This is a genomic window from Microcoleus sp. Pol1C5 (genome assembly GCF_036701115.1).
GTDB lineage: Bacteria > Cyanobacteriota > Cyanobacteriia > Cyanobacteriales > Microcoleaceae > Microcoleus.
This window is the reverse complement of the sequence record NZ_JAUBQE010000047.1, coordinates 1-21,412: the sequence shown is the minus strand read 5'-3', so window position 1 is coordinate 21,412 and position 21,412 is coordinate 1. Positions and strand designations below refer to the sequence as shown.

General features: G+C 47.3%; 19 protein-coding genes. 5 read left to right on the top strand and 14 right to left on the bottom strand.

The annotated features are described in order from the left end of the window. Nucleotides 1-9 precede the first annotated feature (9 nt). On the top strand, nucleotides 10-882 hold the full coding sequence (locus QUA23_RS23120; protein ID WP_333072852.1) for an MBL fold metallo-hydrolase: 873 nt from the start codon (nucleotides 10-12) through the stop codon (nucleotides 880-882). Nucleotides 883-893: 11 nt separating this feature from the next. Here the strand turns inward: QUA23_RS23120 and QUA23_RS23115 are convergent, their stop codons facing one another. The 6 genes from QUA23_RS23115 to QUA23_RS23090 form a co-directional block, all read right to left on the bottom strand. Next, nucleotides 894-1,529, bottom strand: a complete 636-nt coding sequence (locus QUA23_RS23115) for a 4Fe-4S single cluster domain-containing protein (RefSeq protein WP_333072853.1) — start codon at nucleotides 1,527-1,529, stop codon at nucleotides 894-896. Continuing rightward, complete coding sequence (locus QUA23_RS23110; RefSeq protein ID WP_333072854.1) at nucleotides 1,526-2,341, bottom strand: radical SAM protein; 816 nt, start codon at nucleotides 2,339-2,341, stop codon at nucleotides 1,526-1,528. Before QUA23_RS23110 ends, QUA23_RS23115 begins: the two co-directional genes overlap by 4 nt. A gap of 35 nt (nucleotides 2,342-2,376) precedes the next feature. Continuing rightward, nucleotides 2,377-3,216: a fatty acid desaturase gene (locus QUA23_RS23105; protein WP_333072856.1), complete on the bottom strand. Its 840-nt coding sequence runs from the start codon at nucleotides 3,214-3,216 to the stop codon at nucleotides 2,377-2,379. Nucleotides 3,217-3,347: 131 nt separating this feature from the next. Further along, entirely contained in the window at nucleotides 3,348-3,473 is a 126-nt protein-coding gene (locus tag QUA23_RS23100) for a hypothetical protein (RefSeq protein WP_333072857.1), read from the bottom strand. 2 nt (nucleotides 3,474-3,475) lie between these two features. Beyond that, nucleotides 3,476-4,009: a cytochrome b6-f complex iron-sulfur subunit gene (gene petC, locus QUA23_RS23095; RefSeq protein WP_333072858.1), complete on the bottom strand. Its 534-nt coding sequence runs from the start codon at nucleotides 4,007-4,009 to the stop codon at nucleotides 3,476-3,478. A gap of 21 nt (nucleotides 4,010-4,030) precedes the next feature. Next, a complete protein-coding gene (locus QUA23_RS23090; protein ID WP_333072859.1) occupies nucleotides 4,031-4,246 on the bottom strand; it encodes a DUF2892 domain-containing protein in 216 nt (71 codons plus the stop codon). A 711-nt stretch (nucleotides 4,247-4,957) separates the two neighbouring features. Here QUA23_RS23090 and psbA point away from each other — a divergent pair. Then, nucleotides 4,958-6,040 (top strand): photosystem II q(b) protein, encoded by a 1,083-nt coding sequence (psbA, locus tag QUA23_RS23085; RefSeq protein WP_333072860.1) that lies wholly within the window; start codon nucleotides 4,958-4,960, stop codon nucleotides 6,038-6,040. Nucleotides 6,041-6,133: 93 nt separating this feature from the next. Here psbA and hcp read toward each other — a convergent pair whose 3' ends face one another. From hcp to acsF, 4 genes are all read right to left on the bottom strand, one after another. Beyond that, complete coding sequence (gene hcp, locus QUA23_RS23080) at nucleotides 6,134-7,840, bottom strand: hydroxylamine reductase (protein WP_333072861.1); 1,707 nt, start codon at nucleotides 7,838-7,840, stop codon at nucleotides 6,134-6,136. 35 nt (nucleotides 7,841-7,875) lie between these two features. Next, a complete protein-coding gene (gene hemN, locus QUA23_RS23075) occupies nucleotides 7,876-9,273 on the bottom strand; it encodes an oxygen-independent coproporphyrinogen III oxidase (RefSeq protein WP_333072862.1) in 1,398 nt (465 codons plus the stop codon). A gap of 86 nt (nucleotides 9,274-9,359) precedes the next feature. Further along, nucleotides 9,360-10,106, bottom strand: coding sequence for a heme oxygenase (biliverdin-producing) (locus QUA23_RS23070; RefSeq protein WP_333072863.1), 747 nt, complete (start codon nucleotides 10,104-10,106; stop codon nucleotides 9,360-9,362). A gap of 11 nt (nucleotides 10,107-10,117) precedes the next feature. Then, complete coding sequence (gene acsF, locus QUA23_RS23065; RefSeq protein ID WP_333072864.1) at nucleotides 10,118-11,194, bottom strand: magnesium-protoporphyrin IX monomethyl ester (oxidative) cyclase; 1,077 nt, start codon at nucleotides 11,192-11,194, stop codon at nucleotides 10,118-10,120. A gap of 263 nt (nucleotides 11,195-11,457) precedes the next feature. On the opposite strand from acsF, the gene QUA23_RS23060 reads away from it, so the two are divergent. Beyond that, nucleotides 11,458-11,859, top strand: coding sequence for a helix-turn-helix domain-containing protein (locus tag QUA23_RS23060; RefSeq protein WP_333072873.1), 402 nt, complete (start codon nucleotides 11,458-11,460; stop codon nucleotides 11,857-11,859). Between the two features lie 314 nt (nucleotides 11,860-12,173). Here QUA23_RS23060 and QUA23_RS23055 read toward each other — a convergent pair whose 3' ends face one another. The 3 genes from QUA23_RS23055 to gcvH all read right to left on the bottom strand — a co-directional run bounded on the left by QUA23_RS23055 (nucleotide 12,174) and on the right by gcvH (nucleotide 17,682). Beyond that, nucleotides 12,174-13,862: a glycoside hydrolase family 44 protein gene (locus QUA23_RS23055; protein WP_333072865.1), complete on the bottom strand. Its 1,689-nt coding sequence runs from the start codon at nucleotides 13,860-13,862 to the stop codon at nucleotides 12,174-12,176. Nucleotides 13,863-14,029: 167 nt separating this feature from the next. Next, complete coding sequence (gene gcvP / locus QUA23_RS23050; RefSeq protein WP_333072866.1) at nucleotides 14,030-16,981, bottom strand: aminomethyl-transferring glycine dehydrogenase; 2,952 nt, start codon at nucleotides 16,979-16,981, stop codon at nucleotides 14,030-14,032. A gap of 311 nt (nucleotides 16,982-17,292) precedes the next feature. After that, entirely contained in the window at nucleotides 17,293-17,682 is a 390-nt protein-coding gene (gene gcvH, locus QUA23_RS23045) for a glycine cleavage system protein GcvH (protein ID WP_333067642.1), read from the bottom strand. A 59-nt stretch (nucleotides 17,683-17,741) separates the two neighbouring features. Between gcvH and QUA23_RS23040 the strand changes: the two genes are divergently transcribed. Next, nucleotides 17,742-18,575 carry an alpha/beta hydrolase gene (locus tag QUA23_RS23040; RefSeq protein WP_333072867.1) on the top strand — a complete coding sequence of 278 codons (834 nt, stop codon included), beginning with the start codon at nucleotides 17,742-17,744 and terminating at the stop codon, nucleotides 18,573-18,575. A gap of 111 nt (nucleotides 18,576-18,686) precedes the next feature. Here QUA23_RS23040 and gcvT read toward each other — a convergent pair whose 3' ends face one another. After that, on the bottom strand, nucleotides 18,687-19,838 hold the full coding sequence (gene gcvT, locus QUA23_RS23035; protein WP_333072868.1) for a glycine cleavage system aminomethyltransferase GcvT: 1,152 nt from the start codon (nucleotides 19,836-19,838) through the stop codon (nucleotides 18,687-18,689). Between the two features lie 323 nt (nucleotides 19,839-20,161). On the opposite strand from gcvT, the gene QUA23_RS23030 reads away from it, so the two are divergent. Then, complete coding sequence (locus QUA23_RS23030; RefSeq protein WP_333072869.1) at nucleotides 20,162-21,307, top strand: tyrosine-type recombinase/integrase; 1,146 nt, start codon at nucleotides 20,162-20,164, stop codon at nucleotides 21,305-21,307. Nucleotides 21,308-21,412: the final 105 nt, after the last annotated feature.

Sequence of the window (21,412 nt, the reverse complement as noted above, 5' to 3'; positions counted from 1 at the left end):
GGTAGAAAAATGGCTAACATTAATCGGAGGCGTACTGAAAATATTAACGGTAACTTTTATGTAGACAGTACCTGCATTGACTGTGATACTTGTCGGTGGATGGCACCTGAAGTATTTGCTCAAGCGGGAGAACAGTCTGCAGTTTACCACCAGCCAACTAATGAAACTGAAGAAATACGATCGCTCGCGGCTCTGTTGTCTTGTCCCACAAGTTCGATCGGCACTGTTGAAAAACCCAAAAACATCAAAGAAGTTCAGCAACAGTTGCCCGCACTCGTAACAGAAAATGTTTACCACTGCGGCTACCATTCAGAGAAATCCTACGGTGCTGCTAGCTATTTAATTGTCCGTCCAGAGGGCAATGTTTTAGTTGATTCTCCCCGTTTTGTGCCGCCGCTAGTCAAAAACATAGAAGCAATGGGTGGCATTCGCTATCTGTACTTGACTCACCGCGACGACGTAGCAGACCATCAACAATACCGCGATCATTTTGGGTGCGATCGCATTCTCCATGCTGACGAAATTAACGCGGGTACTCGCAGTGTAGAAATTCAATTGTCGGGCAGCGAACCGCATCAAATAGCAGATGATTTGTTGATTATACCTGTGCCAGGTCACACGAAAGGTCACACAGTTTTGCTTTACAATAACAAATTTTTGTTCACCGGCGATCATCTTGCTTGGTCGGAAAGTTTGCAGCAGCTAGTTGGCTTTCACGAAGTCTGTTGGTATTCTTGGCCGGAACAAATCAAATCTATGCAGAATTTGGCTAATTACTCGTTTGAATGGGTGTTGCCGGGACACGGCCGCAGGTATAATGCCGATCGACAAACAATGAGCAATCAAATGCAAAAGTGTGTTGGTTGGATGCTCAATGCTTAGTGCGATCGGGTTCATAACTCCGACTCAGCCAGATTCATTTGACCCCGGTATCCTGTGAAAATCCGACTGCCATCTTTGAGAATATGAATCTCCATCTGATCGCTCGCCCAAGTGAGTCGATCCTGAAGCGCAGGATTGAAAAGATGTACGCGCTGGTTGCTGGAAGAAACGAGAGAATCGGGTGAGTGGACGGCCAAAGACTGCACGTAGGCTCCATCGATTAAAATATCGAGTTGTTCCAGCAACTCCTCAACACCGGCGGGCTTCTGTTGCGATCGCAATTTTTCTAAGGTGAAGCCAGTAAACGACATGACATTTAATCCCGCTGCTTTCACTTGGCGTGCCAAATCTGCCAAAGCAGGAGCTTGCCAAAAAGGTTCTCCGCCCGAAAAAGTGACACCCCGATTGCGAGGATTGCTGAGAATCTGCTGAGCAAGAACATCAACCGCAATTAATTGATTAATCTCAAAAAACCAAGAAGCAGGATTAAAGCAGCCTGGACACTCCCGCAGGCATCCTTGCACCCAGATCACGGCTCGACAACCCGGCCCATTCACTTCCGACTCGTCTACATATCCCATGATGTTGAGATAGCCAGGGGGAATTTCTAAAAGCTGAAAATATGGGTTTGTTTTCTGAGGTTTCATCGGTTCTTTGCTTCTTGTTTTAATGATGGGTAACGCGCTGGAATTCCTGTGACACGTTCAATGCGATCGGCAAAAACCTGTAGCACTTCAGCCTTGACTTGCTTGAGTTGCCTTGTCGGATATAAACAGGCATTGGGCGGATTGTTCCCTCGTGCTTCTAACTGATGCGTCAGGGGGCAAAGTCTCGTCGGCGTGTTGAGTTGGATTTCGTCCGGCAATAATGCTTGCATCCGCCGGATGTACTCTCCCCGATCCTGTTCGTTCCACTCGGTTAGTAGCATCGTCTGAATTGCCAGGTGTCCTGAATAGAGTTGGCGAAATTGGAGGAGACCGGCCCAAATGTCCTGGAGGTTGATGGTTGGCATGGGGCGATTGATGCGACGGAATGAGTCAGCAGCAATGGCATCAACTTTGACAGCTACCCAATCGGCGATCGCCACTTCGTCACACACCGCGCGATCGCCCAGCAAACTGCCGTTGGTCAATACGCCAACCGGCTTCCCGGTCATCTCCTTCGCCACAACCAGAATTTCGCCTAAATTCAGCGCCAGAGTTGGCTCACCGCTACCGCTGAGGGTGATGGTGTTCACCTCGCCGACAGGGAAGGATTGCAGATCCTGTTGAATTTTCTGAGTCGGGACAAAAATCTGGCGGTTGCTACTCTGGTGTTCAATCTCACCTAACTGGCAATACACACAGTTAAATGAGCAAGTAGAATCAGGCCCGATCGGATCGATCCCTAGCGATCGCCCAAAGCGCCAGGATTGCACTGGGCCGTAAACAGACGTGAAGGGTTTAGTGACAGTAGACATGGCTTCAGGTCAATCTCCAATTTTATGAAGCTGTACTACTTTGAGCCGGTGGGTGGCATCACCACTTTTCTGGCGACACCCAATTTCTTTAACAGCCAAATTGCCCACCAAGTCGGATCGTACTCCCACCAGCGCCAGCCTGCTTTGGCAACGTTAGGATGGGCGTGGTGGTTATTGTGCCAACCTTCGCCATAGGTGAGAATGGCCGCCCACCAAAGATTGCGGGAGTTGTCGTTTGTGTCAAAGGTACGGTATCCCCACAGGTGAGTGACCGAGTTAATAAACCAGGTGCTATGCCAGAGCAAAACAGATCGGACAAACATACCCCAGATGACAAATGACCATCCCCCCAGTGCATACAGCAGTAGCCCCAAGGGGATTTGCAGCAGCAAAAAGTTTCGATTCAGCCAGCAATAAAATCGATCGCGTGTCAGGTCAGGGGCAAACCGCTGGTACTGTTGATAGTCGAAGAATTCTGAATGCGGGTAGAAAATCCACAGCATATGGCTCCACCAGAACCCCCGACGGGCTGAGTAAGGATCTTTATCCACATCCTCGGTATAGGCGTGGTGTAGCCGATGACCCGCCACCCAGAAAATTGGTCCTCCTTGTAAAGCAGTGGCACCGATCAGGGCGATCGCATATTCCAGCCATTTAGGAACCTGAAAACTGCGATGGCTCAATAGGCGGTGATAGCCCAAACAAATGCCAATACTGCCAAATAACCAATGCAAAAAGAGGGTCATACCCAGGGCAGACCAGGAGAAGCACCAGGGGGCTAAGAGCGCCAGGGCATGAACAGTCGTGAAAAAGAAGACCGCAGTCCAATCCAGCGGAGTTCGAGTCGGAGTTGTTGGCAACAGTTTAGCGGTCATCAATTACCTCAGAAAACAACAAATTACGCAGATGGGTACATCCATCGCCAGCAAGACTGGAAATAAACATTTAGAAAAACTCAACATCGATCGATTCCAGCAAGACTCAGCCTGTTGTTCCATTTGTGGCTTCACTTGCTACTTCGATCCCAAGCTGCGATCGCTGAAAGCGCGGCAGGTGGCGATCGCAACGCCACCCGCAGCGCCACCCACGTCTGTTCGTCGGTTTCAATCAGAATTGTTTCGATATCATTCACGGCTAAACCCACCAGGGTTTTTGTCCCGTGCGGGGATCGGTTTCTTTCCACGGAGAAATCCAAATCGCCTCTTCTGCGACAGCAACGCGGACGAGTTTAAGGGGAAGAGGTGCTGGACCGCGTACTACTGTGCCCTCTGGGTCATATCGAGAACCGTGACAGGGACATTGAAATTGATTGTCATTGGGATTCCAAGGGAAAGTACAGCCCAAGTGGGTGCAGTTATCGACAATCCCCCAAGGATGGAGCGTACCATCTTCTCTGAGGGTGAGGTAAGTAGGTTCCCCAGCCAATCCGGCAACTAAGGCGCGAGTTCCAGGGGGTGCTGCTAAAATCTGGCTAGCCGGAATCAGATTCCCATGAATATCTTTAGCGAGGAGCGAACCATCTTCACTCCCCTCTGCTGGCGGGACAAAGAATTTGGCGGCAGGATAAAGAGCAGCAGTAGCTGTGGTGGCGACAGCGGCTCCTGTGAGAAAGTTGAGTAGCTGCCTTCTGGACATTAAAGGATTTTCGAGTGGGATACTTTCTTCCATTTCTCATCTCCGGGTGCAGACTTAATGTTTTTGGGGATGCGGGCTTTTAGTATTAATGCGTAGCAAACTATAAAGTGGACAAGTTCCAATTAAAGCTGTCAGGGCAGGAATAATTGAAATAATTCCTAATCCGATTCCTAATGCCGAACCTCCATAAACACCAAAGCCGAGGTAAAGTAGTACGCCTGCTAAACTAAAGCGGATGAGGCGATCGATCGTACCAACATTATTAAACATGGGTATCCTCCTTGAGAGACTCGAATTTTTTTTACTTTTGAGTTGGTTCATCGGGTCGGTTGTGAATACGAAAAAAATATTTTCTGATGTGCGATCGTTGTTCAAACAAGTCAGGATGCTGATGATAATTGAGCAGGTAACGGAGATATCCACGCAAGATTCGCCAGTCTAGCAATACACGATCCTTAAACTGGTCATAGCCTTCAGGCGTGGGATGAGCTTAACTCAGGCTCTGTTCCACCACCATATAATCAACAATCTTACATATCTCAATTCTGCTGAAAAGATAGTTACGTTCAAGCCCCTATAGTTACGGCGAGTAAAAGATTGGGAACGGCTAATAGATTCAAGATATTCTGAAAAAATTGTTAAATGTTTGCTAGCACGATTGCAATGACTTATTAACCCATTCAACACTGATTAGGATGCACTAGCGAGTTGCTGATGCGGTCTAATGTTCTAGCGTTCTTTCGATGGCCAAAAACAACACCGTAATATTTTTTTATAATTGTCTCAACTTCAGAATTTGAGCCAATGCTTTACCCCAAGCAACTATGAGACAGCAGCGGTAACTGACTTGTAGACTATTGAGGATTCAAGTAAAAATGTTTTTGAAGGAGCGCGAATTAAATAGCTTCCAAAAATCGATGTTATTTAATTCTTGTTTCTGAGCCAGATTGCAATATCACTTGTCCTAATTTTTTTGAAATCATGACAGCAATCTTAAAACAGCACGATCGCGCTAATGTTTGGGAGCGATTCTGCAACTGGATCGCCAGTACAGACAATCGAATTTATATTGGCTGGTTTGGAGTCCTCTTAATTCCGACAGCACTAACCGCAGCCATTGTCTTTGTCCTCGCCATGATTGCGGCTCCCCCCGTGGATATCGACGGCTTGCGGGAACCTGTATCCGGTTCGCTGCTCTACGGTAACAACATCATCACCGCGACGGTGGTTCCTAGCTCCAATGCCATTGGCTTGCACATTTACCCAATGTGGGAAGCCGCTTCCCTGGATGAATGGCTTTATAATGGCGGTCCCTGGCAACTAATCGTGTTCCATTTTCTGATTGCGATCTATGCCTACATGGGTCGGCAATGGGAACTGAGCTATCGGTTAGGAATGCGTCCCTGGATTGCAGTTGCCTACTCTGCTCCTGTGGCAGCAGCAACATCCGTGTTATTGATCTACCCGATCGGACAGGGCAGTTTCTCAGACGGTCTAATGCTGGGGATTTCTGGAACCTTTAACTTCATGATTGTGTTCTCTGCCGAGCACAATATTCTCATGCATCCCTTCCATATGTTGGGTGTAATAGGCGTGTTTGGCGGTGCGTTGTTTAGTGCCATGCACGGGTCTTTAGTAACCTCCAGTCTGGTGCGCGAAACGACAGAACAAGAGTCTCCAAACTATGGCTATAAATTTGGTCAAGAGGAGGAAACCTACAACATTAATGCAGCCCACGGCTACTTTGGACGGCTGATCTTCCAGTATGCCAGTTTCAATAATTCCCGCTCTTTGCACTTTTTCCTGGCTGCCTGGCCAGTAGTCGGAATTTGGTTTGCGGCACTGGGAATTAGCACCATGTCTTTCAACCTGAATGGACTCAATTTCAATAATTCCATCCTAGACAGCCAGGGACGACCGATTGCCACCTGGGCCGATATCCTCAACCGTGCCAATCTAGGGATTGAGGTCATGCACGAGCGCAATGCCCATAACTTCCCCCTGGATTTAGCTTCAGCAGAAGCTCAACCGATCGCCCTAGTGACTCCTGCCATTAAGAGCTAAGCGGTTGAACGACAAGTTTTCTATAAGTGCAATAGCACCCCATAAGGGATGCTATTGCACTTATAGAAGAGATATAAATGGCAAAGATCGCGGCTACACAAACAAAGCCCCAAAGGTGGGCAAAGGTGTGAATACTAGGACTCTAGATCGGCTCAAGCAAGCTGCCAGATCGGCATCGGGGGTGGTAATGGGCTGCAAGTTGTATTGCTCCGACAGAAGCTTGAATACATTCGGGGAAATAAACGCCGGTAATGTCGGCCCTAGGCGAATGTTTTTAATCCCCAAATGCAAGAGAGTTAGCAAGACGGCTACTGCCTTCTGTTCGTACCAGGACAGAATCATGGATAGGGGTATATCGTTGACACCTACCTCAAAGGCATTGGCTAGTGCTACAGCAATCTGAATCGCGGAGTAGGCATCGTTGCACTGACCGACATCCATCAGGCGGGGCAGACCGTCAATTTCGCCCATTTGTCGATCGAAGAACCGAAACTTGCCGCAAGCCAGGGTGAGCACGACACAATCATCAGGCACTTTTTCGACGAACTCAGTGTAGTAGTTGCGATCGGGTTTGGCTCCATCACAGCCCCCCACCAAGAAGAAATGGCGGATTTTACGCTGTTTCACAGCCTCAATGATTTTATCTGCCACCCCTAGGACTGTATTGCGGGCAAAACCAACTGTGACTTCCCTGGGGGGTGCATCTTCAGTAAAGCCGGGAAGTGCCAGTGCTTTCTCAATAACGGGAGTAAAATCGGGTGTACCATTCTCGGCGATCGCACTCAAGTTAATCAGGCCGGGATAGCCGACTGGGCCAACGCTAAAGAGTTTATCTTCATAATAGGAATGGGTTGGCATTAAGCAGTTGGTCGTAATCACGATCGCACCGGGGAACTTGGCAAAATCCTTGGTTTGGTTCTGCCAAGCAGTGCCGTAGTGACCGTAGAGATGGGGGTACTGCTGTTTGAGTTTGGGATAGCCGTGGGCTGGTAGAAGTTCGCCGTGGGTGTAAACAGTAATTCCAGTGTCTGCTGTTTGCTTCAGTAAGCCTTCGAGTTGTTTGATGTCATGTCCTGAAACCAGAATCGCCTTCCCTTGCCGTGGATTGAGGGGAACAGGCGTGGGAATTGGGTGCCCGTAGGTAGCGGTATGTCCGGCATCCAACAGTTCCATAGATCGCAGATTGATGGCTCCCACCTCAAGAGCAAGATTCACCCACTCCTGCAAGCTCAAGGTCTGGTTATCGAGGGCGACCAGTGCCTCGTAAATGAAACGATACACCCGCTCGTCTTCCCGGCCAACTTCGTATGCGTGGAAGGCATACGAAGCAAGACCCTTAACCCCATATAGCACCGTGAGTTTGAGTGAGAAAATATCCACATTCCAGGCAGACTGACTCATGAACTGGATGGAAATCAGCTCACCCTGCTCAACCAGGCTGCCGTCAAAGTTGGGTTCAAAGTCGGAAATTGCAGCCCAAGTCGGTGGATTGTCTGTTGCTTGCTGTACTTGAGCCTTGAGGTTGGCGCGATGGGCGATCGCTTCATGGAGATAGTCAACAAACCGCTTTTCGGAAAAGTTGACATTCGTCATCGTGGCAAAAATCGCTTCGCAGGTGAAGGCATCCACTGCATGAGTATCAATGCCTAATTCCTTGGCTTTCAGGGCAATCGGAGCCAACCCGCGCAGATAATAAATCAGCAAATCTTGGATAGCATTCACCTGGGGACTTTTCCCACAAGCGCCAAACTGATGAAACCCCTGTCCGCTTGCTGTTTGTTCGCATTGTTCGCAAAACATTGTTTTTTTCCTTGTTCTATTAGTGTTAAAAACCTTCACACGGACTTGGAAAACCGTTTGTTGGATTCGGGGATGAGATAGGTATCAAACACGGAGGCAACATTGCGAATTAGCAATCGTCCGATCGCAGTTACTTCAATGCCATCGCCCCAACGTTTGATTAACCCATCGGCTTCTAAAGCATCAAGTTGGGGCAAAACCTGAGCGAAATAGTCATTGAAATCGAGATCGAATCCGAGATGGTATTTTTCTTCCAAATCTTGCACCGACAGTTGGAATTGACACATCAATTCCATGATGACCGTGCGCCGAATCAGATCGTCCTGGTTGAGTCGAACGCCTTTTTCGATCGGTAATTCATTCACATCGATCGCCCGATAAAAGTCTTTTAATCCCTTGTGGTTTTGGGTATATACATCCTGCAACATACTGATGGAAGTGATGCCAAAGCCCAACAGATCGGATTCGGGCTTAGTGGTATAACCCTGAAAATTCCGATGTAGTTGCCCAGCTTGTTGCGCGATCGCTAGTTCATCATTGGGCTTGGCAAAGTGATCCATACCAATAAACACATAGCCATTTTGCGTCAGTTGGGCGATCGTACTTTGCAGAATCTTCAGCTTTTCGCGAGCATTTGGCAAAGTAGATTCCGGCATTCGTTTCTGAATAGGCTTGATCCAGGGAACATAGGCAAAATTAAAGACGGCAATGCGATCGGGATTTAATTGCAAGGTCTTCTGTACCGTTTCCTGGAACGTTGCTTGTGTCTGGAAAGGTAAGCCGTAAATCAAATCCACATTGACACTTTCAAACCCTGCTTCCCGAATCCAATCCATCACATCAAACAACATCGCTTCGGGCTGCACCCGATTGATCGCTTCCTGCACGGTGGGATTAAAATCCTGAATACCAAAGCTAATCCGATTGAAGCCTAATTGTCGAAGAAATAGAATGTATTCGCGATCGATATAGCTAGGATTGACTTCGATCGATATTTCTGCCGCGTCATCGAACCGAAAATATCGATTGAACTGGTTCCAGAGAAACTCTACCTGACTGCGATCAAGATAATTGGGAGTGCCACCGCCCCAGTGCAACTGATGCACCAGCCGATCGGCATCCACCAAACTGGCAACTTGGCGAATTTGGCGACCGAGATAGCCTAAATAGGGTTCTACCACCTCCTTGCGCTGGGTAATGATGGTATTGCAGCCGCAGAAATAACAGGGCGTTTCACAAAAGGGGATGTGGCAGTAAAGCGATAAGGGGGTTTGTTTGTGATTGCCGACGGCGATCGCGGTTTTAAATGCGTTGCGATCGAAGTCAGTGCTTAATTCTGTGGCGGGTGGATAGCTGGTATAGCGGGGTAAAGGCTGGTTGTATTTATTCAACAATGCAGTATCAAATTCAACCGTTTGTGATAATTGTTTCATTAACTAATGTGTCCTTTTGTTGTTGTGTAAGTTCAGATTCGCGGCATATTTTAGAGATACGATCGATCTTGTTTTCGTGGGGCGATTTATTTCGCAACAGATTCTCGCTTGGCCCCAGGGCTGCGGCCTTCTGTGCTGCCGGGGCGATCTTGCCGAGTCAGCAAATCAAAGGTATGGTCTCCAATCGCGGCTTTTACATCGGCTTCGAGTTCGTGCATTACATCCTGGTTAAGGGTAAATGCCAGATTTGCTTCGGCGACAATTCGCTCGATCGTGTCAGCATCCACCGGAAACTCATCCAGGGTTTGGCGATAGCGTTCCTTAAATACTCGCCTTGCTTCTGGTGTCGAGATTTGGGAAAATTCATAGAAATTTGTTCCTCGATCCGGCGGCAGAGACAACGCCAATCGAATTACGTTTTTCAAGCTTTGTCCGCCGGATAAATCACCCATGTAGCGGGTGTAGGCATGGGCAATCAGCAGGACTGGATCGGTTTTTGAGAGGGTTTGAATGCGATCGCGATACACACAACCCGCTGGCGAAGCCGTAATTTCCTCCAGCCAATTTGCACCGTAATAAAAAGCTAGATCGCAAGCCAGATTCTCAGTGCGATTTAACTCAGGGAAATAGAGAGTCCCGATAATCGGGTGGTTGACATGGTTCTGCAAAGCCGTTTCTAGGGTGCTGTAAACAAAGTACAAATCGACAAATAGTTTACGCAAAGGTTCCCGTTCCACAATGCCTTTCATAAAGCATTTCATAAATGCCGTATTTTCGGCTGTGGTGTGGGATTGCATCGTGCCTTCTCGGAGGCGTGTGGATAGATTAGTCATGGCAATATCTCCTAATTAATAGCGGTTCTGGACGATTCAGCATTAATCGAGGGCAGTAAATAAAGGCGCAACAACTGCCAGACGATCGCAGCAATCCAGGGTAATTTTTGGCAAAATTTGATGGCAGCAGGGCGCTGGTTACTTGAGATTTCTGCTAGCTTCTGATTGGCGATCGCGCATCGATCCAAACGGGGAAAGAATTCGGGATGGTGGGTATCTAAAATACTGGGAAACGCCCGTTTTGCCGTTTCATTGGTGTGATGAATCACCTGCTTGTTGTATTCCTGGGGGTCGATCCCGATCGAGTCATAAAATGTGGAGCGTTCCAACACCGTCATTGTGTGGGTGGCAAACACCGTCAGTAGGAAAAAGCGGGCCCAGAGTCTTGCCTTCCAGTTATTCCAGAGTTGAGGTTGCGATCGCAACAATGCCTTAAAGAAATCCCCATGCCGATTTTCGTCTTGACACCAATTCTCGAAGTAGCGAAACAGGGGATAAATTTGATGTTCGGGATGTTGTTCGAGATGGCGATACACCAAAATATAGCGCCAGTAGCCAATTTTTTCCGACAGATAAACCGTATAAATTACCCATTCAGGAGGGAAGAATGTGTAGGTACGATTTTTTGTTAAATAGCCCAGATCAAGAGACAACCCAAAATCTGCCATCGCCTTGTTCAAGAAACCGGCATGACGCGCTTCATCCCGTGCCAGTAAGCTAAAGGCTTCCGATAACAACGGTTGGCGATTCTTAAGTTTGCGGGAAAGTTCTTTGAACAACAGAAAACCCGAAAATTCAGAGGTACAGGAGCGCTCTAGAAAGTCAATAAATGCCTTTCGCGTTTCGCCATCAATGTTGTCCCAGGATTGCTCAAACTCCTGATTGCGGACAAAATGGTGGCGGTTATAGTCCGCGCGCAATTCTGCTACAACTGCTTCTAATTCCGCTTGTTGCCCGGACAGATCCATTTCGGCAACGGCATCAAAATTAGTGGTGTAAAAGCGTGGTGTTAACAGGGTTTCTTGAACGGGTGCTTTAATGCCGGATGACAGACCAGCCGACTCCGATTTAGTAGTTGAACTGACCATAGACTGGATTATTCAGGATTGATGACTGTCTACCAATTGTTCCTGAATCCGCGATCGCCCACAAGTCAGTTACCAGTGCTATCCTATAGTTACTTTAGGTAAAGCATTGAAGCAAATAGGACGCTTGAGCCATTTCTAAAGAAATATTAATTTTCGGGTTTTGCAGATCAAAAAACGTTACAAACATTTTAGAAGTCCAACCCAGCTTGAGATTGCGATCGCGCAGTTATCTACCCCTGGAATATCCATTGTGAAGGGAGTTTATTGTGGAAGCAAGTCAGTGCATAGAAATTAAATGTCCGATTCAATTTGTACTGGATTTGTTGGACAATAAATGGTCAATTTTGGTTCTACGCGAACTGTTTGGAGGCGATCGGCGTACCCACGAATTACTCGCGGCACTTCCTGGCATTAGCACCAAAACCCTCACCCAACGCCTACGAGAGTTGGAATCTCAAGGGTTAGTAGATCGCCGTGTTTATGCCGAGATTCCGCCCCGTGTAGAATATTCCCTCACGCCCAAGGGTCGCCAAATTCAACCGGTGATGGTAGCCCTGCATCAAGTAGGATCGCAGTGGCTGGGACAGGAGAGTTGTATTTGTCCACTAACACACTCGGATGCTGAGGACGATCGCATGGGCGCTTCAGGTCTAATTTCAGATTAAAAATGTCAGAATTATTCATCTCTCTCTTCTCTTCCTCAGTGTCCTCTGCGGTTTAATCATTCCGGTTCTGGCAGGTGAATTCCATGGGTTAATATCAAATCTGTTACCATCGGAATTATTCCTATCTCTCTTCTCTTTATCTGCGTGAATCAGCGTCCATCCATTGTCATCTGCGGTTCATAAATTCTCTTTTTTTGACCGCAGATGAGGGCAGATCAAAACAGATGAATTCTGGTTGCGCCATCTGGAATAGTTGACTGTTGACTGGATTTTACTATTCCGATGCTACCGGCATTGAGATAAGTTAAGTCGCGCTAAGAATTAGCCTTGGGAAGAGCCACCAAAGTCATAGAATTAGCGGGGTAAGTTGCCTGAAATCCAGTATCACTGACACCTAAATCGCTCTGACGGACGATCGCCTGCAAATTCGCCTCGCTGTAAGTGTAAAATTCAGCTTTTCCCCCCGGTTTAAATCCTGTCAAACTCAAGTTGCTGGTCAAATTTTTGTTGGTTTTATTAATAATTACCAGCGTCAGAGTACCATCACTGCTGCGATCGGCTCCGTAGATTGACAAAAGTCCTTGATCTGTGCTAACCGCTCGCACCCAAGTATCGCCATACTTACCGCCTTTTCCGTCGTAATTCATGTACATTCGGAAAGCATAGGCCCCCGGCTCAGAAGACTTCGGAGGCCCCCACAGCGTCGCTAAATCGAGTTGTTCTCGCCCAAAAATTCCCAGTACGTCGGCTTGGGCTAAGGCGCCGTTCATCGACTCCAAACCGCCCCAATTGTATTCAGTAATGGCAATTTTTGTACCGGGATAATCCTGTTTAACCCACTCTCGAAACCGGGGAATAATTGTTAGCGGCGGATTGTATTTTCCTATCCAACTTTCATCAGTATAGGTAGCATCCCAGAGAGAACGAGTCGAGCGCAACCTTACTGCTTGCGTTTTGGCATCGCCGGCGGGACAAAGGGCCAAACAGGTATCGTCCGCCGCAGGATAGTAGTGTTCGTCGAAATAATCGAGAATCCGAACACCTTTTTGCTGTTCGTAAGCGCGCATTTGTTGCAAGTACCACCGCGCAAACCAGACACCGCCGTGTTTTTCGCGATCGCCCTTAACCCCCGAATCCACATATACAGGCCAGCCAAAATCCGACGGCCCAAGTACCTTAGCAGTGGGATCTGTAGCTTTTACCATTGAGGCATATTGGTAAGTGCGATCGCGCAATTCCTCGTAACTTGTGGCTTCTGGATGAACATCGCGGTGAGTATTTGCCCAGCCGCTTGGTTCGTTGTCCATTTGATAAATTTGCACACCCCCGTTAGCAGCAGTACCGTGGGTTTTAATTAAGTGTTGAACCCAAGGTTTCTGGAAAGCTGCATCGCTAACAATACTGACATCAAGGCGATTATTATCAGTTATCAAAGTACCGTCGGGACGCTTACCGTTACCGCACTTATCTCCTTCTGGAAAAATGTAGGGATTTGTTTTTTCTTGCGGGCCGTATTTGGATACTCTAAAGCCACAGTTCCAAGTGCTAAATTTATTTACATACCCAATCATCGGAATTGTAACGATGCTTTTGCTGCCGTTTTGGCCGTTGGTTTTGACAATTTTATCTATAGAATCGCCGGGAACAGGATTTTTATTGTCGCCGCCACCCACGAAAAAGAAGTCATCGCCCCTGTTGGAAGAATCGACTAACCAGTTGTAGCGGCTGGTGTGATTAGCCCCCCAGCGTTCTACCGGAATGCGTAACTCTTTGGCGAGTGTGGGATCGATCGCATAATCATTCATACCATAGATATCGGGACTTATGGAATGTCGATCGGCTGTAACGTCTATAGATAAAGCCGGACCGATAGTTTGGGCGATCGCCATTTTGATGTAAGCTGTTGTTGCCACTACCCCAAAAGTAGCCAAAACACCTAACAATAATAGGATAATCCAACGCGATTTATTTTTAGGACCCAACCACAAAAATCGTCTATTCATTTTTTATTTTACCTGGGAATGTTTGGATTCTTGTATTACATTGTTTTCGGCGCGTTTATCTAGCTTGATAAGCTGTTATACATTTAAATTTTATTTTTTGGGCTGGCTAGAAGCACCCCACAAGAGTATACGTGTAAGGTGCCCCTTGCCTACCCGGAGAGACTTATTTAACCTTGACTGTAAGCCTCCATTGGCAAACAAGAACAGACAAAATTGCGATCGCCAAACGCATTATCTATCCGGCCCACCGCAGGCCAAAACTTATGTTCGCGAGTCCAAGGTGCCGGATAAGCCGCTTGCGCGCGAGTATAAGGACGATTCCACTCATCAACCATCAGAGATTCGGCGGTGTGCGGCGCATTTTTTAACACATTATTTTGCGCGTCAACCTTGCCTTTTTCAATTTCCGCAATTTCCGATCGAATCGCAATCATCGCATTGCAAAAACGGTCTAATTCCTGCTTCGATTCGCTTTCAGTAGGTTCCACCATTACCGTACCAGCGACCGGCCAAGAAACCGTCGGCGCGTGATAGCCGTAATCCATCAACCGTTTAGCAATATCTTCAACTTCAATAGCCGCAGATTTTTTGAGCGATCGCAAATCTAGAATACACTCGTGCGCCACCAAACCAGCTTTCCCTTTGTACAAAACCGGATAGTAAGATTCTAAGCGTTTTGCCATGTAATTAGCATTAAGAATTGCTACTTTTGTCGCTTCAGTTAAACCCACTCCTCCCATCATCCGAATGTACATCCAAGAAATAGGCAAAATGCTAGCACTTCCCCAAGGCGCGGCGGAAACAGCACCAACTGATATTTGTTGACTGTTGACTGTTGACTGTTGACTGTTAAGAATAGAATGACTGGGCAAAAATTCTACTAAATGAGACATTACCCCAATCGGCCCCATTCCCGGACCGCCACCACCGTGGGGAATACAGAAAGTTTTGTGCAGATTCAAGTGACAAACATCAGCACCAAAATCACCGGGGCGGCACAAACCCACTTGAGCATTCATATTTGCGCCGTCCATATAAACTTGTCCACCGCAGTTGTGGACAATATCGCAAATCTCTTTAATTTCTTCCTCAAAAACGCCGTGAGTTGATGGATATGTCACCATCAAAGCCGCCAGTTCATTTTTGTGCTTTTCGGCTTTTTTATGTAAATCTGCAACATCAATATTACCCTGGGAATCGCACTCGACCGCAACTACTTTCATTCCCGCCATCACCGCGCTAGCCGGATTTGTACCGTGGGCTGACTGGGGAATCAAACAGATATTTCGGTGAGACTCGCCTCGGTGTTCGTGGTATTGACGAATAACTAACAAACCCGCGTATTCGCCTTGGGAACCGGCGTTTGGCTGCAAAGAAATTCCCGCGAAACCCGTGATTTCTGCCAGCCACTGTTCTAGTTGCACGAACATCATTTGATACCCGCGAGTTTGATCGTGGGGTGCAAAGGGATGTATCTTGCCAAATTCCGCCCAAGTCACCGGCATCATCTCTGCTGTTGCATTCAATTTCATGGTGCAAGAACCCAAGGGAATCATCGATGTATTTAGCGATAAATCCTTGGCTTCTAAACGGTGCAAATAGCGCAAAAGTTCTGTTTCTGAATGGTAGCTGTTGAAAACTGGGTGGGCGAGATAGCTGCTGGTGCGATCGCAAAAATCTGGTAATGTCAGATATAAGCTCAATGCGTCTGCATCCAGCGGAATGTTGAGAGCATTCTGCCCGTCCGCCCTGATATAATCTTTATCCTGTGCAAAAATTTTCCACAACTCTTGCACATCTTCAACGGTGACAGTTTCATCTAAAGTGATTCCCACTGTCGAATCATCGAAAACTCGGAGATTAATTTTGCGAATTTTAGCAGCTTCTAGAAGTTCTGACAGCGGTTTGTCTCCCAATTCTACCCGCAAAGTATCGAAGAAATGTTGAGAACCAATTTTGTATCCGAAACTTCTTAAACCGGATGCCAAAAGTGCCGTTAAACTCCATACTTTCTCAGCAATGTCTTTCAGTCCAGACGGGCCGTGATAAACAGCATACATACTCGCCATCACTGCCAGCAAAACTTGAGCAGTACAAATATTGCTAGTAGCTTTTTCGCGGCGGATGTGCTGTTCGCGAGTTTGCAAAGCCAAGCGCAAAGCAGATTTGCCGTTGGCATCTTTAGAAACGCCGACAATTCGCCCCGGAACTTGCCGTTTAAACTCTTCTCGCGTGGCGAAATAGGCTGCGTGGGGCCCTCCGAATCCCATCGGCACTCCGAAGCGCTGAGTGCTTCCTACGGCTATATCCGCGCCGAATTCGCCGGGGGGTGTGAGCAAGCAAAGGCTCAAAATGTCGGCGGCTACTGTGACTAATGCGCCGACTTCGTGTGCCGATCGAATAAAATCGGTATAGTCGTAAATTGCGCCGTCTGTGGCGGGGTATTGCAGGAGAGCGCCGAAGATTGTACGATCGAACTCAAAGCTTTGATGGTCCCCGACAATTACCTCAATTCCCAGCGGCTTAGCGCGAGTTTGCACAACTTCAATAGTTTGAGGGTGGCAATCTTGGGCAACAAAAAACGCTTTTGCCCCCTTTTTGCTGGCGCCGTAACTCACCGCCATCGCTTCCGCCGCCGCTGTCCCTTCATCTAGCAAAGAAGCGTTGGCAATTTCCAAACCTGTAAGGTCAATTATCATGCTTTGGAAGTTCAGTAAAGCTTCCAATCGCCCTTGAGCAATTTCGGCTTGGTAGGGAGTGTAAGCTGTATACCAGCCGGGATTTTCTAGGATATTCCGCTGGATGACGGGGGGAGTGATGCAGTCGTGATATCCAGTGCCGATGTACGATCGAAATACCTGATTTTTTGCCGCAATTTCTTTCAATTCTGCCAAAGCGCTGTACTCGCTTTGCGCTGCGGGAAGTTGTAGGGGTGCAGAAATGCGAATCGCCGCTGGAACCGTTTTGTCAATCAACTCATCGAGGCTGGAAATGCCCAAAACATTGAGCATTTGCTGGATTTCGCTGGGTGTCGGGCCAATGTGCCGGCCCGCAAAACCATTGATGGAGGAAAGGTTTTGCTGCTGACTGGGTTCAAGTTGAGGGCTGTAGAGTACCAAGGCGGATTCTCCTGAATAGACTTTTGCTTCTTTGTTTGTAACATTTTGCTAAGAAAACCAGGAAGATTTTCTGCGTCTATCAAAGTGCGACAGTCCGACAGGGGGTGAAACCCCTGTCTCATAGCTAAAGTCGTCTTCAGACGACTTTAGATTAAGGCGCACTTATCGCCACTCCCCGCGCAACTGGTTAGTCTTTCAGTCGTCTAAAGACGACTTGTGCTAAAAGCCCCGTGGGTTTCAACCCCTGGCGGATTGTGGAGGAATCAACGAGCCCTAGGCCCAAATTCCCACTCAAAACTCCCAACTCAAAACTATTCCCCTTCGACCATTTGGCGATACTTCTCGGCGGATAAAGCGTCATCGACTTCGCTGGTGTTGTCAACGCGCACTTTCAGCAGCCACCCGTCCCTGTAGGGGTCTTCGGCCAAATTTTCGGGAGACTCTACAATGTCATCATTGCGTTCTACGACGATACCGGTAACTGGTGCTTTCAAGTCTTCAACCGCTTTGACTGACTCGACTGTACCGAAAGCTTCGCCCTTTTCCAACCCTGCACCGACTTCTGGTAAATCTAGAAAAACGATATCGCCGAGTTGGTCAACTGCAAAGGCACTAATGCCGATGGTGGCAATTTCGCCTTCGAGTCGGATGTATTCGTGAGTGTCTAGGTATTTCAGGTCATCGGGGTATGTTAGTGCCATGTCTTTTCTCGCAATAAAAAAGTATTAGTTAAATCTTATTCAACTATGAGCCTTTAGTGATGGCTAACTGGAACAAAAAAAATATTAAACGCTTGCTTTTCGGAGACTTTTCTGTCAAACGACTGATGCGATCTATAATTTTTATTTACGCATTTCTGTGTTTTTACGGTTTCTTTTTTTCAGAACGGCTAATTTTTCAACCTCCGCCATCTAGCCAGAGTGATAGCAGGGAATTTATCAAAGTTAGCTCAGCTAATGGCGTGAAAATTTCTGCTGTTCATTTTCCTAACCCGCAAGCTAAATATACTATACTTTACAGTCACGGGAATGCGGAAGACTTGGGCGGGATTTTGTGGCTACTCAGAGAGATTCGAGATAGCGGGTTTGCTGTGTTTGCCTATGATTATCAAGGTTACGGCACGAGTCAGGGAAATTCTTCTGAGTATAATACTTATCGTGATATTGATGCTGTTTACAATTATTTAACGCAACAGTTGGCAGTACCTGCACAGCAAATTATTCTTTACGGGCGTTCGGTGGGGGGTGGGCCGGCAATTGATTTGGCGTCGCGGCAAAAAGTCGGCGGTTTGGTGGTTGAAAGTTCCTTTGTTTCGGCTTTTCGGGTGTTGACGCGGATTCCGATTTTACCCTTTGACAAGTTTGTGAATATTGATAAAATTGGCAAAGTGCGATCGCCTGTTTTGGTGATCCATGGTAAGGCTGATGAGGTGGTTCATTTTTGGCATGGAGAGCAGTTGTTTGCAGCGGCGAAGCAGCCGAAATTAAATTTTTGGGTTGATGGGGCCGGTCATAATGATTTGATGGATGTGGCGGGCGATCGCTATGCTGAAACTTTGCGACAATTTGCTAAGCTTGTAGATGAGTCTTCTTGACAAAGATGAGCAACGGGCTAGAAGCCCGTTCCACAACAACACATACACTTATACTTTATTGTGAACCGTTGCTATGAGCAAAGACCCTGAATTAAGGCTTACCTACTTAATTTAACTGGGGCGGTTTGGCGATCGATAAAATGGTTTTTTTACCACACTAGCCGGATAGTTTTTCCCGCGAATTTCGATTTCTAATTGCTGACCGATTTTCGCTAATTTTGCCGGAACAACCGCGAGGGCTACTGCCCGATTCAATGTAGGGGATAATGTACCGCTAGTAACTTCTCCTAATGTTTCGCCTTCAAATATTACCGGGTAGCCGTGGCGCGCAATGTGCCGCCCCTGCATTTCTAGCCCTACCAACCTCTTTGATACTCCACTCGCTTTCTGCTGTTCCAAAACCTCGCGACCAATAAAATCGCCTTTGGTGTCGAGGTGAACTACCCAACCCAATCCCGCCTCTAAAGGTGTGATATTGTCGTCGATATCTTGACCGTAAAGAGCCATTGCTGCTTCTAAACGCAAGGTATCTCTGGCACCCAATCCGCAAGGAACAACGCCAGCAGCTAACAATTTTTGCCACAGTTCTTTTCCTACTTCGGCATCCACCATAATTTCAAACCCATCTTCGCCGGTGTAACCAGTTCTGGCGATAAAACTCGGCTGTCCCAACAGATTTGTTTCTAAGTGACCGAATGCCTTAATGGGTGCGAGGCTGTCTTCCACAAAAGGCTGGAGATAGTTAACAGCTTCCGGTCCTTGAATTGCAATTAAAACTTTATCTTCGGAGAGGTCTGTAAAACTGAGTTCGCTCAATTCTAAGTGAGTGGCGATCCATGCTTTGTCGGCGAGGCGAGTGGCGGCGTTGACAATAATTACTGCACGTTCTTCGCTAGTGATAGCGTCGGGTTCTTGGCAGTAGAAAATAATGTCGTCTAAGATGCAGCCTTTGGCATTTAGCAAGACTGTATATTGAGCTTGACCGGGTTGCAAGCGGCTCAAGTCTGAGGGTACTAAGGGTTGAAATTTTTCTATTATTTGTTTCCCTCTCAAACCAAATTTTCCCATGTGGGAAATGTCGAACATTCCTGCTTGCTGGCGTACTGCTTGGTGTTCGCTGCTGATGCCTGCGTACTGTACTGCCATCTCCCACCCGGAAAAGGGCACCATTCGGGGTTTGAGTTCTAATAATAGGTCGTACAGAGGCGTGCGGGCAAGTTGGCTCGGACTCTCTGGATTGCTGGGTTCAGTTGACTTTGCCACAGGTAGCGCTTTGGTTGCGGGTAGACTGTTTTGATTTTACGGGAAAATTGGTTTTGGCGGTGTGTAGCCCGATCGAATTTAACGACACGCCAATGCTGTTTAGGTACAAGTCGCGATCGAATTTAAGCACGCGGTGGTAATGTTTCGGTACAAATTAGGACACAGCAGTGATGTATCGCTAATCTTGATTTATGGAGAATAGCGGGCTCGAACCGCTGACCCCTACAATGCCATTGCTAGCCGAAATAGGAAGTCACGAGAATAAAGGGGTTGCGGACACTTGAAAAAGTGTTTTATAACAAATCGGGTACGGACTAAGCAAAATGGGTAATTCTTTGGTTGTTAAGAAATTTGGAAATGTTTCGATCGAATTAGTCTCCGGTAATTACCGGTTGAGGTGGCGGGCCCTCGGTCAGCGATTTTGTTTAGCGATCGGGAAGGCCGACACCGACGCAGCAAGAATTGCTTCTGAAGCGCGGGCCCAAGAAATTAACTCAGATATTTTATTCGGTCGGTTCGACGAAAGCTTGGCTCGCTACTCTCAGGCGCACGCCGAACGCATTGCCGCTGCAAAGCAGGGATTAGACTTGCGGGAGGTTTGGGAAAAGTACAAAATTCACCAGAAGCGGCGGGCGGCCAAAACGACACAAAAAGATAACTGGAAAACAGTCGATCGCTGTTTGGACAAATTGACGCCAGAACAATTGCTGCTCGACCGATCGGAATTAGTTTTGCCCAAGCTGCTGCAAACCTACGCAGCCGGAACAATTAGGCGCGCGCTTGCTGAAATTAACGCCGCGTGCAATTGGGCAGTGGAAGCAAAATTAATTAAAGGCAACCCCTACAGTAAATTAGTAAAGCAATTACCCAAGCAGCAACAGGGCGATCGAGCGCGAGAGATTTTCAGTGTTGGTGAAATTAAAAAAATTCTGGCAGCTTTCCAAGTTGATAAAGCTGCTGCATTTTATGCGAATTACGTCGAGTTTTTGGCGTTGACCGGGTTCAGACCGGAAGAAGCGATCGCCTTGACCTGGGATGACTTGACCGTGGCAGAAACTGGCAAACTTTCGATTCGGGTAAATAAAGCCTACAGCAAGGGCGAACTCAAAGGAACTAAAACCAATGAGAGACGGGATTTTCCATGTAACTTGCAATTAACTAAATTCTTGTCAGGATTGCCAAAAATTCCTAACTCTCACAATCTAATTTTCCCTTCGCCCAAAGGCATTTATATAGATCAACATAATTTTGCCAATCGCTATTGGCTGCCCATTGGTCGAGAGTTGGCAGCTAATAAAAAAATTAAGCAGTATCTCCCCTGCTACAATTTGCGCCACAGCTTTATTACGCGGCTGGTTCGGGAAGGACTCGACGTGGCAACGATCGCAAAGTTGGTCGGCAACAGCCCCAAAATGATTTTGGAGCATTACCTGTCAGCCAATACTAATTTAGAGTTGCCTGATTTTTAGGCGATCGCAAAACCCGACCGTTCGATTGCGAATCATTGGGTTACCTCAAGCTACGCGCTTGCCGCCCCAGCTAACACCAATGAGCTGGGGTTCACCGGCAATTGA